We start from the raw sequence: 12,173 nt of genomic DNA, 5'->3' as shown, positions 1-12,173 counted from the left end.
ACCATGGTAGCCGGGCGCCGACCCTACCTGATCAGGCCAGTTCAGTCCGGGTGATCACTTGGAAACGGCGCAGCTGGTCGCGGGCGTCCACCAGCGCATCGTGACTGCCCGCCGACCGCGGGGGCAGGCGCGGCCGGTCCCGGTCTTCCCACAACTGCCGAAGCTCGTGGGTGAAGCGCGGGATCGGCGCCGGCAGATCGGGCATGGTGCCCCACAACTGGCAGAGCACCACGTGGTCGTAGGCGCCCACCCAGGCCCACAACTCGATCGGTTCACCGCGCTCAACGCCGAAGAACTCCTCCAGGTCCGCGCGGATCCGGCTGCGCGAGCGCCACGTCTGAGAAGCCGGCGACGGCAGCTTCGGCAGGACATGGGTGCGCACCCACGCCCCGGCTCGGTCGGGGTCGAATTCGGTGGAGACCGCATAGTATTCGCGCCCGTCCTCGGCGACCACGCCGATCGAGATCAGCTCGATGGTGCGGCCGTCCTCGATGAATTCGGTGTCGTAGAAGTACCTCATTGCCACGGCCTGCCCGGCCGGTGTATCCGCGGAATCGCGACCGGCCGGGTCGGCGCCGAGGCCTCCGAAACCGCCCGGTTGGGCCCCGAGCGGACGGGCGCACCCGCGGCGGGCGCCGGCCTGGCCGGAGGCCTGACGGGCGGCCTGCCGATAGGAACCTGCTGCCGGGGGGCCATGAACTGCACCGTCGGCGCCGACGCCTCCCGCACCTCCCGATCGAGCTCGGCGTCGACGGCGCGCTCATCGGGCACCTGCGGCCGGCCCGCCACCGCATCTTGCAACCAGAGCTTGGCCGCAATCACCGGCCGGCGCAGCCGGCGCTCCCGCTCCAGCGCCCGGTGCATGCGCGCCCGATCAGGCAGGTAGCGCCACCGCGCCCACGGTGCGTGCGGCCGGGACAGCCGCACCGCACCCACCACCAGCAGCGGAAAGAAGAACATCCCGATCAACCCGGTCCACACCTTGCCTTTCAACAACACCATCACGCCCAACGGCAACGCCATCACCAGGCTGACGATCACCCCCGCGTGGATCAACGGCGAGGAGGTGTCGTGCCAGGTCGACAGCACAAACGTCAGAGGATGAAAACCCAGCACCAAAAGTCCGGTGACCGCGGCAGCGGCGAAGACGGCGTCCACCGAGGCACGGCCGTCCTCCTCCCAGTACACGTCCGACAGGTGCAGGATCAGCGCGTACTCGTCGAGCACCAGCGCCGCCCCGATCCCGAACGCTATCGCAGCCAGGCTGAACGCCGGCTCGTGCGCGTTCGGCCCGGCGGCCACCAGCGTCACTCCGGCGACCATCACCAACACCACCCCGAAAACCACGTGGTGAATGTGCTTGGAGCCGAAATGCAGATTGCGGGGCTGCCACCATCGCGGCGGACCGGGGTTTCCGGCCTGGCTGCGGATGTAGCGCACCACGGAACGGGTCACCAAAAACGTCACCAGGAAGGCCAGCAGACAGCCCAGCAACGGCAGTCTGCCACGGCCGACGATGTCGTCGCGGAACCATTCCAGCACCTAATGCAACGTACGCCCTCGCGGCACACCACGCCGGGATCGCCACAGGTATGGCTCGGTTTAACGTCGCTACCCGATAGGCTGTGCTGCGACATGACTACATCGCGGCCGCCCGACCCGGGCCGTCGGCACGGGGGCATCAGCGGTTGGGCCGTTTGGTGGATCTTCACGTTGCTGGCGATTGCAGCACTGGGCTACACGACATGGCGGGCGCTGGGCAGCACGCCGTACCACATCGACGTCGACGTCTACCGGATGGCGGCCCAGGCCTGGCGTGAGGGCCGCCCGCTCTACGGCGAGGACTGGTTCCACACCCAGATCGACGGGACTGTTCTGCCGTTCACCTATCCGCCGATCGCCGCGGTGATGTTCGCTCCCCTCACTTGGGTGTCGCTGGGCACCGCGACCGCCGCGCTGACCGTCCTCTCGACGCTGCTGCTGGTGGTGTCGATCACCATCGTGCTCAGCGGTCTGGGGGTCCGATTCGACCGGCGCCCCGACTGCGGGCCGGCCTGGTGGCACCGCGGCGTGGTGGCCGTGGCGATCGTGGCGGCGTCAATTTGGCTGGATGCCGAACCGATCTGGGCCAACTTCGACTTCGGCCAGGTCAATGCGGTCCTGATGACGCTGGTGATCGCCGACTGTGTGCCGCGGCGCACCTACTGGCCGCGTGGCGCGCTGCTGGGTGTCGCGGTGGCACTCAAGCTGACCCCGGCGGTCTTCTTGCTCTACTTCCTGTTACGCCGCGACCGGCGCGCCGCGATCACCACCGTGGTGTCGTTCCTGGCCGCGACACTGGTGGGCTTCGTGACGGCCTGGAGCGACTCCTGGCAGTACTGGACACACACCGTCAGCGACACCGATCGCATCGGCGGTGCGAGCCTGAACACCAACCAGAACCTGGCCGGCGCCCTGGCCCGGCTGCCGCTGGACGACCAGGTGCGCTCGGTGCTGTGGCTGGCGGGGTGCCTGTTGGTGCTCGCGGTGATGTGGTGGGCGGCCCGCCGGGTGCTCGCTGCCGGTGAGCCGATCTTGGCGTTGGTCTGCGTGGCACTGTTCGGGTTGGTGGTGTCGCCGGTGTCGTGGTCACACCACTGGGTGTGGATGCTGCCCGCCGTGGTGGTCACGGCGGTGGTGGCCTACCGGCATCGTGCAGTCGTGCTCGGCGTGCTCAGCGTGGCCGGGGTGGCGCTGATGATGCGCAGCCCGATCGAGTTGCTGCCGGAACACCACGAGGCCGGCGCGGCCTGGTGGCGCCAGCTGGCCGGTACGTCCTACGTGTGGTGGGCGCTGGCGGTGATCATCGCGGCCGGCGCCACGCTGCGACCCGGCCCCCGGACGAGTCCGGATCAGCCCGCCGCAGTCTCCGGAAACCGGGCGACCGGCTGACCCGTAGCCCCGTCCTGTTGCGGGACACCGTTTTTGACGCTGGCCGCGTAGATGTCGACGTATTCCTGCCCGGACAGCCGCATCAACTCGTAGATCACCTCGTCGGTGACGGCGCGTTCGATGAAACGGTTGTCGGCCATCCCGTCGAAGCGGGAGAAATCCATCGGCTCGCCGAAGCGGACGGTGACCCGGCCGAAGCGCAGCATCTTGGTGCCGGGCGGGTTGACGACGTTGGTGCCGACCATGACGACCGGGATTACCGGGACGCCGGTGTGCAGCGCGAGCCGCGCCAGGCCGGTCTTGCCCTTGTACAACCGGCCGTCGGGTGAGCGGGTGCCCTCGGGGTAGATACCGAGCAGCTTGCCCTGCCCCAGGATCCGCTGGGCGGTGGTCAGTGCCGCCTGCGCGGCGTCAGAGTCGTTGCGGTCGATGGGAACCTGCCCGACGGCGGTATAGAACGAGCGGGTAAGCCAGCCCTTGATACCGGTGCCGGTGAAGTACTCCGACTTGGCCAGGAAGGTGATCCGGCGGCGCACCACCAACGGCAGGTAGAAGCTGTCCATGACGGCGAGGTGATTGCTGGCCAGGATGGCCGCACCGTCGTCAGGGATGTTCTCCAGCCCCTCGACTTTCGGCCGCCCGATCAGGGCCAGCAGAGGCCCGAAGAATACGTACTTGACCAGCCAGTACCACATGGCCCCTCCCTCCTGCCCCGACTAGGCGGCCGTGTTCGCGCCAACTTTACCGACCACGCGTGGCTAGGGCCACACGGTGATTCGTCACATCGCGGATTCCGTGCAATTCCTCAGCTTTCGGCTTTTCAGGTTTCCGTTTCAATGGTGACCGGAATCGGCTCATAGCTGGGCCGGGCCGGCGACTGGTCGCCACCACCACCTCCGCCGGGCGAGTCGGGATCAGGCGGACGCGGCGCTCCACCGCTCGGCTCGGCCTCTCCGACCACCGCGCGGATCACCTCATACAGCGCGACGCTGTGCTCGGCGACGATCGTGAGCAGCGGATGTTCTTCCCCGGTCACCAGCGCCGCCAGCGCGCAGACCGGGCACCACACCTGTTGGCATTTACCCGGGCCATCACCCGACGAGGCCGCCAACAGGGCCGCGGCGCGCACCGCCGGGTCAAGTCGATCCAGGATCGCCTGGGCGAGCTTGCGCAGCTCGGGACCGAGCTCACCCAGATCGGGGTGCGCGCCAGCGTTCAACGTCGCACCTCCTCATCGCCAGTCACCGGCCACACGTCCGGATTCGGCCGGAAACGCACCGTCAGTTCGCTGCCACGCAGCGTTGCGTCCACGACCGTGCACCGCCGCAGTACCGACGCCAACCGAACCCGGCGTCGGGTGCCACCTGCACCGATGATCAGATCATCTCCGGATCGCCCCAGGCTCAGCGCACCGGAGTCGACCTGGGGTAACTCTAACCGCAGCCGATACACCGCCCCCAGACCGGAACCGGACTCCCGGTCGACCACTGGCCGCACCGGACCGGGTGGCGCCGATCCGTCGCGGCGGCGGCTGTTCGCCAGCAGATCGCCCAGGGCTTTGGGGCCGATCGGCTCCCCCGCCAGGTGCGGGACCAGCACCATCGCCACATCACCGATGGCGCGGTCGACCTCGTCGAGGACACCGCTCTGTTCCCTGATCCGTTCGGCGTACCAGTCGAACGCCGGGTGCGCCGGCAGGTTGGTGTAGACGTACGAATCATCCTGCAACAAAATCTGATTGACGATCAGCTCCGCCACCCGGACGCCGGTCAGCGACAGCGAGCCCAAGGTCCGGACGGCTTCGGCGGCCACGACCCGCTCGGCGGTCAGCACCAGGTGCGCGGCGACCGTCGTCTCATCGGTCAGCCGTTCGGCAAGCCGCTCGGCGGCGCCGCTGATCCGCTCGATCAGCTCGACCAGTGCGGTCGATCGGGGCTCCTCGGTTCCACTGAGCCGACGGTGCCGCGGCCAGGACCGCTCGGCGTAGAGCGCCACTGTCGCAGGCAGCGTCAGCATCCGCATCGCATCGGCGGTGGATGCACAGTCGACGACGACGCGGTCCCATTGCCCACTGTCTGCAAGTTCGCCGACCTCGTGCAGACCCAGCACCTCCTGAACGCCGGGAAGCGCCGAAAGTTCTTCGGGTGCAACGCTTCCCAGGTCAGACTCGGGGAAACGCGCGGCCAGGACGTCGACCACGCCCACCCAGTGCCGCTCAAGCAGGGCCAGCGTGTCTAACGCCAGCACGTCCAAGCAGCCGCTCGCTCCGGCGCAGTCGACGTCCACCGCGATGGGGTCCCGGCCGTCACTGGGAGGCACCGGCAATCCGAGCACGTCCCCGACCGAATGGGCCTGGTCGGTGGAGATCAGCAACACCCGGTCACCAGCACATGCCAACGAGACCGCGGTCGCCGCCGCACACGTGGACTTGCCTACGCCGCCCTTGCCGACGAACAGACTGATCGCAGGCACTGGAAGCGCTGTCGGCGTTCCTGCCTCAGGCGGCCTCACTCAGCCTCTGCTCGCTTCTTCAGGTCCTTCAGCGCGGTGTCGGTCAGCCGCCGCTCCGCCTTGCGCTTGAGCAGGCCGATCATCGGGATCATCAGATCCACCGACAACTCATAGCGGACCTCGGTTCCAGATCCCTTGGGCGTCAAGCGATATTCGCCGTTGAGAGCTTTCAGCAATGAACTGGATGCCAACGACCAGCGCACCGAGCGACGGTCTGCCGACCAGTCGTAGTCCAGCACCATGGTGTCCTTGAGCACGGCCGCGTCGAGCACCATCCGCGCCACCTTCGGGTAGCCGTCGGCATCGGTTTCCAGCACGTCGGCCTCGGTGTACTCCGAGACCCAGTCGGGATAAGCGCCGATGTCGGCGATCACGTTCATCACCGTGTCCGGATCCGCCGCGATGTAGATCGTCTGAGCTGTCTTATCCGCCACGTACTTACTTCCCTAACTCGCTCGCGTGCGCCACACGGCCCTCGGCAGAGACGGTACCTCGCCGACCTCGGCGAAGCCGGGTCAACTTACAGCGATCGGAGAGACCCCTACCGGCCGGGAACGCTCAAGGCGGTCCTTGATCTCGAAGGCCATCCGCTTGCCGGCGACCCGACGACGGTGGTTGAGCTTCGGCAAGTTCAGCCGGGCCAGCTGGCGGCCGGACACGCCGGCGGGTTCGGCGTGCAGAAAGTAGTGCAGCAGCACACCGTCGAGCATCGGCTCCAGCCAGACCTCCATGGTGCCGGTCAGTGGCCCGCTCACCGTCCATCGCATGCCCTTGTCAGCACGATCCTCGACCACCTGCAGCTGCAGGTCCGGCCACCATCGCTGCCAACTCGAACGATCGGCGACAGCGGCCCCGACCTGCTCGCCGGAAGCGGCGACGAACGTCTCGTCGGCGACCTGGATACTGTTCATGGCCCGCAAGCGTATCGAACACGCTTGCGCAACCTTCGCCCGCTATCTCTGCGCCGGGCCGCGGCCCGGCGCAGATCATCTTTCCCGGTGGGCGTGCCGCAACGTGAACACCGTCACGGTCGTCATCAGGCGCCGACTAGGCTGGAGCGAATCGACACCCCGGTTGGCAAGAGAGGTCATCGCAATGCGTGAGTTCAGTGTTCCCGCGCCGTTCACCGTCGAGGAGCACGACAACGTCGCCGCGGTCGTCTTCGAGCACGAGCGCAACAACCCCGACTTCGTCATCTACCAGCGGTTGGTCGACGGGGCCTGGACCGACGTCACCTGTGCAGAAGCCGCCGCGCAGATCCGTTCGGCCGCACTGGGCCTGATCAGCCAGGGTGTGGCGGCCGGCGATCGGGTGGTCATCTTCTCGGCAACCCGCTACGAGTGGGCCATCCTGGACTACGCGATCCTGTCCATCGGCGCGGTGACGGTTCCGATCTACGAGACGTCGTCGGCCGAGCAGGTCCGCTGGGTCATGCAGGACTCCAGCGCGGTGGTGGCGTTCGCCGAAACCGATGCCCACGCCCAGATTGTCAACGAACTCGCCGGCGACCTGCCGTCGCTGCGGCGGGTGTTCACCATCGACGGCTCGGACACCCCGGCACTCGATGAGCTCGCCGCGGCCGCCGCCGACCAGGACCCGGCGCAGGTCACCGCGCGGCTCGACGCGCTGCGGGCCACTGATCCGGCGACACTGATCTATACCTCGGGCACCACCGGACGTCCCAAGGGCTGCGAACTCACCCACTCCAACCTCATCCACGAGGTCCGCGGCACCCAGGCCGCGCTGCCGACCCTGATGACGTCCGGCCAGCGTCTGCTGGTCTTCCTGCCGCTGGCCCACGTGTTGGCTCGCGCCTTGAGCATCGCGGGCTTCGCCAACAAGGTCACGGTCGGATTCACCAGCGACATCAAGAACCTGGTGCCGATGTTCTCGGTGTTCAAGCCGACTGTGGTGGTGTCGGTGCCGCGGGTGTTCGAGAAGGTGTACAACACCGCGGCCCAAAACGCCGCCAACGACGGCAAGGGCCGCATCTTCGAGATGGCGGCGCAGACCGCGGTGGACTGGAGCGAGGCCACCGACCGCGGCGGCGCCGGCCTGTTGCTGCGCGTCAAGCACGCCGTGTTCGACAAGCTGGTGTACCACAAGCTGCGTACCGCGCTGGGCGGCAACTGCCGTGCCTCGGTCTCCGGCGGAGCGCCGCTGGGCGAGCGGTTGGGCCACTTCTACCGCGGCGTCGGGCTGTCCATCTACGAGGGCTACGGGCTGACCGAGACCACCGCCGCCATCACCGTCAACCCGGTCGGCGGCATGAAGGTCGGGACCGTCGGAAAACTGGTGCCCGGCAACAGCATGCGCATCGCCGAGGACGGCGAGCTGCTCGTGCGCGGCGGCGTGGTCTTCAGCGGCTACTGGCAGAACGAGCAGGCCACCGCCGACGCGTTCACCGACGGCTGGTTCCGCACCGGTGACCTGGCCGCCATCGATGACGAGGGCTACCTGAAGATCACCGGCCGCAAGAAAGAGATCATCGTCACCGCCGGCGGCAAGAACGTGGCCCCCGCGGTGCTCGAGGACCAGCTGCGGTCGCACCCGCTGATCAGCCAGGCGATGGTCGTCGGCGACGCCAAGCCGTTCATCGGCGCACTGATCACCATCGACCCCGAGGCCATCGAGGGCTGGAAGCAGCGCAACGGCAAGGCCAGCGCCGCGACCCCGGCGGACCTGGCCACCGACCCGGATCTGATCGCCGAGGTGGATGCGGCCGTCAAGCAGGCCAATCTGGCTGTCTCGCACGCCGAGTCGATCCGCAAGTTCCAGATCCTGCCGGTCGACTTCACTGAGGCCACCGGCGAGCTGACCCCCACGATGAAGGTCAAGCGCAACGTGGTCGCCGAGAAATTCGCCGACGCGATCGAGGCGATCTACGCCAAGGGCTGACCGGCGGGCTGGTCCGCCGCTTGAACCCGCCTCAGGCTTGCAGCAGATCGGCCATTCGTCCGGCCAGCGTGTCCCAGCGCCAGTTCCCCGTCGCCCATTCACGTCCGGCGGCAGCCATCGCGGCGGCCCGATTGGGGTCGGCGAGCAGTCCGGCGACGGCGTCACCGATCTGTTCCACAGCCCGGCCGTCGACCACCAGCCCGGTCCGATTGTGTAGGACGGTTTCGGGGGCACCACCTGAGTTACCGGCGACCACCGGTACCCCGGCCGCCGACGCCTCCAGGAACACGATGCCCAGGCCTTCCACGTCGAGCCCGGCCCCGCGAGTGCGGCACGGCATCGCGAACACGTCACCGAGCGAGTAGTAGGCCGGTAGTTCGGTGGCCGGCACACCGCCGGTGAAGGTCACCGCATCGGCGACGCCGCAGTCGTCGGCCAGCTTGTGCAGTGTCTCGGCGTAGGGTCCGCCGCCGACGATCACCAGCGCGGCCCCGTCCACGCGTTTCCGGATCGCCGGCAGCGCCCTGATCAGCATGTCCTGGCCCTTGCGGGGCACCAGTCGCGATACGCAGACGACGGTGGGACGCTCCCCCAGCCCGTGCCGGTCCCGTAATTCGGCGCGGGCCGCGGGATCGGGACGGAACCGATCGGTGTCCACGCCGGGCGGCAGGTGCTCCAACGCGGCGTTTGGGCCGAACGCCGAGGCGAACCGGCCGCGGGTGTAGTGGCTGACGAACGTGACGGTGTCGCAGGAGTCGCCGATGCGGCGCAGCACCGAACGGGCCCCCGGCAGCATCGACCAGCCCACCTCGTGACCGTGCGTGCTGGCCACCACCCGAGTGGCACCGGCGGAGCGCGCCCGGTTGGCCAGCAGCGCCAGCGGTGCGGCCGCACCGAACCAGACGGTCTGGGCGCCCACGTCGGCGATGAGCCGACGCATCCGGGAGTCGACCGCCGGGCCCGGCAACATCAGCGTGCCGGGATGGCGCACCACGTGATAGCCGGCGGATCTCGCGTCGTCGTCGAAGGCCTCGGCGCCCTTCCACTGCGGCGCGTACACCGTCACGTCATGGCGCCCGCTCGCGGTGATGCGGCGCACCAACTCCTCCAGGTAGGACTGGATGCCGCCGGGGCGCGGCGGAAAATCGTTGGTTACCAGCAGGACCCGGCTCACTGCAGGGATGCTAGCGGGCTGACGATGCGGGCCGCCCGCGGCCCGCTGAGGAAGCCCGCAATCAGGCACAGCGGGCTGACGATGCGGGCCGCCCGCGGCCCGCTGAGGAAGCCCGCAATCAGGCGCAGCGGGCTGACGATGCGGGCCCTCACCCCCGCCACTGCTGCCACCCGGCGAGCAGCTCGGGCAGATCCACCCCGAGCACCAACGACACCGCCACCGCCGGCGGCACATGTCCAGGGCCGCAGGCGGTCAGATAGAGCTCACGCAACTTCGCGGTTCCGAAGCGCTCGGCCACGAATCGGGCGAACTCCCATGCCCGGTCGTAGGCCTGTGCCCGGCGCGGTCCGGGAGCATCCAGGTCGGCATCCGAAGGCAACGCCAGCGCCGGTCCGGTCGGCCCGATCGCCCGATCCCCGCTGGGTCGTGCGACGAAATCGGCCACCCCCTCGGTGAGCCAGCGCGGCGCATCGAACGCGGTGTCGGTGCGGGCGGCGTAGTGGAACAGCTCATGGGTCAACACGATTCGCAGTGCCGGTGTACTCATCGCGTCGGCGCCGGGCGCGAAGACGATCCGCTGACCAACTGCTGTCCGACGTTCCGGATCCACCCGGTCGGCGACCGCGACGGCGGCGACATCCGACCACTGCGCAACATCAGTGCTGTCACCAACGCTGCCGCCGGCCAGCTCGACGAACTGCCAATCCGACCCGGTGGCCGTCACTTGGATGCGGTGCGACCAGTCGGTCCCCCAGAACGCTTCGACCGCGTCGACGGCACTGCCGATGTTTGCGGCCACCCTCGACAGCAATTCTTCGCCGGACTGCCCGCCGAGGTTCTCCAGAACGACGGTGCGGTCATCGCCCACGATCAGCGCCACCGCCGCCGGCCGGCGAGCGGCCACGGCCAGCAACCCGACACCGCTGAGCAGCTCGACGATCAGCAGCGCCGCGAGCAGGCGGCGGATTTTCCGGTGCTCAGTAACGGCGGGCGTTGTGGATCGGGCCGGAAGAGTTCATCGGGACCACCCGGACCGGCTGACCGTAGGTGGACGAGTGGATCATCATGCCGTCGCCGACGTAGATCCCCGAGTGCGACGCGTCCGAGTAGAAGGTCAGCACGTCACCGGGCTGCAGGTCGGACAGCGACACCGCCTGCCCGCCGTTGGCCTGCGCCTGGCTGGAGTGCGGCAGGTTGATGCCGGCCTGGTGGAACGCCCACATCACCAGTCCCGAGCAGTCGAATCCGCCCGGTGCGGCCCCGCCCCAGACATACGGCGTGCCGACCTGGGTCAGCGCCGCCTGCACGGCGGTCGCGGCGGCTCCGCCACCGGAGGCGCCCACGGCCACATCCATCGGGGGCGGCGCGTCGGACCCGGGCATCGGGAATCCGGGGAATCCGGGTGCCGGCGGCACGCCGTCGGGGCCGGGCTCGCCCGGAACGGCTTCGGGTCCGGCGCCGGGGCCGGCCATCGCCGTGCGCTGCTGGGGCGTCAGTGCGTAGTACTGCGACTTCACCACCGAGATCTGCAGCTGCAGACGGCTTTGGCGGGCCTGCAGCTCGGCGCGGACCGCGGCGGCCTGCTCAGCTGCCGTCCGGGCGTCGTGAGCCGATTTGGCGGAGGCCTGCTCAGCCTGATCGGCCCGCTCGCTGGCCGCACGGAAACGGTCCAGCTGCACCGACAGGTCGCCGGCAACCACCCGCTGCACACCGAGCTTGTCGATCAGTTGTTGCGGCGACTCGGCGGTCAGGATGGCGTCCGCGCCACCGACTCGGCCACCCATGTAAGTGGTGGCGGCAAAGCGATTGACGGCCGCTCGGTAGGTGGTCAGCTGGTCGCGGGCCGAATCCAGGGCGGCTTGGTCAGCGGCGTGCGCATTGTCTGCGGCCTGCTGCGCGGCGAGCTTCTCATCGAGATTGAGCTGCGCGGTGTGCATGGCCTCGGTCGTCTGCTCAGCCTGCCGGGACAGTTCGCTGAGTTTCGCCAGGGCGTCGTCGGCGGGGTCGGCGTGGACGTTTCCAACCAACACGCTGCTCAGAGTCGTGACACCAACTACCAAACCGGCTGCGGCGCCGATGGCAGGGCGCCTCAAAGCACGCAGACGCCACTGCATACGTTCGAGCTCCAAGATTGCATCCTTAACACTGCCCAGGGAGGCACAGGGGGTGTACCGCCGCCGAAACGTAAGGTCTCGAATAGGTTACGGAATGGCAACGTCGTTGTCCATCACGAATTGCCGACTGTAACAGTCAGGATTGTGAAAGTTCTAAGGCCAGTTATCCGGGTTCGCCCCTGGTCAGGCCACACCCGAGCGGCGCACCGGTCCACGCTCGCCGCGAATCGGGACTAACCGCAATCGCGGCGCCATCCCGGCCTCGGCAAGCACATCGAGCGCCGCCCGCTCGTCTTCGAGCAGCTCGTTGGGTACACCCAGCAACACGCTGACCACACAGTCCCGGCACGCCGGTCCGCGCACCGCGCAGTCATCGCAGTCGATCACCATCGGATCCGAATCCGCCCGCCGCGCGCCGCGGTCATCCGAGTGTCCCGAGATCTGTCCCATGACGATTCCTCTCGATCAGTTGCCGGCACGCTAACGCCGGGCACCGACAACCTGTTGTCGGTATGTCCTGTTGTCGGTGCGGGCGCATACGGTTC

The 12,173-nt window shown here is 68.4% G+C and carries 13 protein-coding genes and 1 pseudogene; 2 read left to right on the top strand and 12 right to left on the bottom strand.

The features are described from left to right. Nucleotides 1–31: 31 nt before the first annotated feature. On the bottom strand, nt 32–520 hold the full coding sequence (locus MJO54_RS09715) for a polyadenylate-specific 3'-exoribonuclease AS (protein ID WP_046283774.1): 489 nt from the start codon (nt 518–520) through the stop codon (nt 32–34). A gap of 188 nt (nt 521–708) precedes the next feature. Further along, nucleotides 709–1,542 (bottom strand): annotated as a pseudogene (locus MJO54_RS09710) (hypothetical protein); the annotation flags it as partial. 93 nt (nt 1,543–1,635) lie between these two features. On the opposite strand from MJO54_RS09710, the gene MJO54_RS09705 reads away from it, so the two are divergent. Continuing rightward, on the top strand, nt 1,636–2,931 hold the full coding sequence (locus MJO54_RS09705) for a glycosyltransferase 87 family protein (protein ID WP_240175858.1): 1,296 nt from the start codon (nt 1,636–1,638) through the stop codon (nt 2,929–2,931). Here MJO54_RS09705 and MJO54_RS09700 read toward each other — a convergent pair. The 5 genes from MJO54_RS09700 to MJO54_RS09680 all read right to left on the bottom strand — a co-directional run bounded on the left by MJO54_RS09700 (nt 2,892) and on the right by MJO54_RS09680 (nt 6,353). Further along, nucleotides 2,892–3,626: a lysophospholipid acyltransferase family protein gene (locus MJO54_RS09700; protein ID WP_046283771.1), complete on the bottom strand. Its 735-nt coding sequence runs from the start codon at nt 3,624–3,626 to the stop codon at nt 2,892–2,894. The genes MJO54_RS09705 and MJO54_RS09700 overlap by 40 nt on opposite strands. A gap of 125 nt (nt 3,627–3,751) precedes the next feature. Beyond that, nucleotides 3,752–4,150, bottom strand: coding sequence for a hypothetical protein (locus tag MJO54_RS09695; protein ID WP_046283770.1), 399 nt, complete (start codon nt 4,148–4,150; stop codon nt 3,752–3,754). Beyond that, complete coding sequence (locus MJO54_RS09690) at nt 4,147–5,403, bottom strand: ArsA family ATPase (RefSeq protein WP_046283769.1); 1,257 nt, start codon at nt 5,401–5,403, stop codon at nt 4,147–4,149. The genes MJO54_RS09695 and MJO54_RS09690 overlap by 4 nt, the downstream gene beginning before the upstream one ends. Nucleotides 5,404–5,438: 35 nt before the next feature. Further along, on the bottom strand, nt 5,439–5,876 hold the full coding sequence (locus tag MJO54_RS09685) for an SRPBCC family protein (protein ID WP_046283768.1): 438 nt from the start codon (nt 5,874–5,876) through the stop codon (nt 5,439–5,441). Nucleotides 5,877–5,957: 81 nt separating this feature from the next. Continuing rightward, entirely contained in the window at nt 5,958–6,353 is a 396-nt protein-coding gene (locus tag MJO54_RS09680; RefSeq protein ID WP_046283767.1) for a hypothetical protein, read from the bottom strand. A gap of 184 nt (nt 6,354–6,537) precedes the next feature. Here MJO54_RS09680 and MJO54_RS09675 point away from each other — a divergent pair, with 184 nt between their 5' ends. Continuing rightward, nucleotides 6,538–8,340 carry an AMP-dependent synthetase/ligase gene (locus MJO54_RS09675; RefSeq protein WP_046283766.1) on the top strand — a complete coding sequence of 601 codons (1,803 nt, stop codon included), beginning with the start codon at nt 6,538–6,540 and terminating at the stop codon, nt 8,338–8,340. 31 nt (nt 8,341–8,371) lie between these two features. Here the strand turns inward: MJO54_RS09675 and MJO54_RS09670 are convergent, their stop codons facing one another. The 5 genes from MJO54_RS09670 to MJO54_RS09650 all read right to left on the bottom strand — a co-directional run bounded on the left by MJO54_RS09670 (nt 8,372) and on the right by MJO54_RS09650 (nt 12,078). Next, the gene (locus MJO54_RS09670; RefSeq protein WP_046283765.1) at nt 8,372–9,514 is read right to left on the bottom strand and encodes a glycosyltransferase family 4 protein; all 1,143 of its coding nucleotides are present in this window, start codon (nt 9,512–9,514) and stop codon (nt 8,372–8,374) included. Next, on the bottom strand, nt 9,511–9,675 hold the full coding sequence (locus MJO54_RS09665) for a hypothetical protein (protein WP_192830556.1): 165 nt from the start codon (nt 9,673–9,675) through the stop codon (nt 9,511–9,513). Before MJO54_RS09665 ends, MJO54_RS09670 begins: the two co-directional genes overlap by 4 nt. Continuing rightward, on the bottom strand, nt 9,663–10,472 hold the full coding sequence (locus tag MJO54_RS09660; RefSeq protein ID WP_434006656.1) for a hypothetical protein: 810 nt from the start codon (nt 10,470–10,472) through the stop codon (nt 9,663–9,665). The genes MJO54_RS09665 and MJO54_RS09660 overlap by 13 nt, the downstream gene beginning before the upstream one ends. Nucleotides 10,473–10,491: 19 nt before the next feature. After that, nucleotides 10,492–11,643 carry a peptidoglycan hydrolase RipC gene (gene ripC / locus MJO54_RS09655; protein ID WP_046283763.1) on the bottom strand — a complete coding sequence of 384 codons (1,152 nt, stop codon included), beginning with the start codon at nt 11,641–11,643 and terminating at the stop codon, nt 10,492–10,494. Nucleotides 11,644–11,811: 168 nt separating this feature from the next. Further along, nucleotides 11,812–12,078, bottom strand: a complete 267-nt coding sequence (locus MJO54_RS09650) for a hypothetical protein (RefSeq protein ID WP_234784661.1) — start codon at nt 12,076–12,078, stop codon at nt 11,812–11,814. Between the last annotated feature and the right edge of the window lie 95 nt (nt 12,079–12,173).

Origin of the sequence: Mycolicibacter virginiensis (assembly GCF_022374935.2) — a bacterium.
GTDB classification, from domain to species: Bacteria; Actinomycetota; Actinomycetes; order Mycobacteriales; family Mycobacteriaceae; genus Mycobacterium; species Mycobacterium virginiense.
The sequence above is the reverse complement of the archived record's forward strand: the minus strand, read 5'-3'. Positions and strand labels throughout refer to the sequence as shown.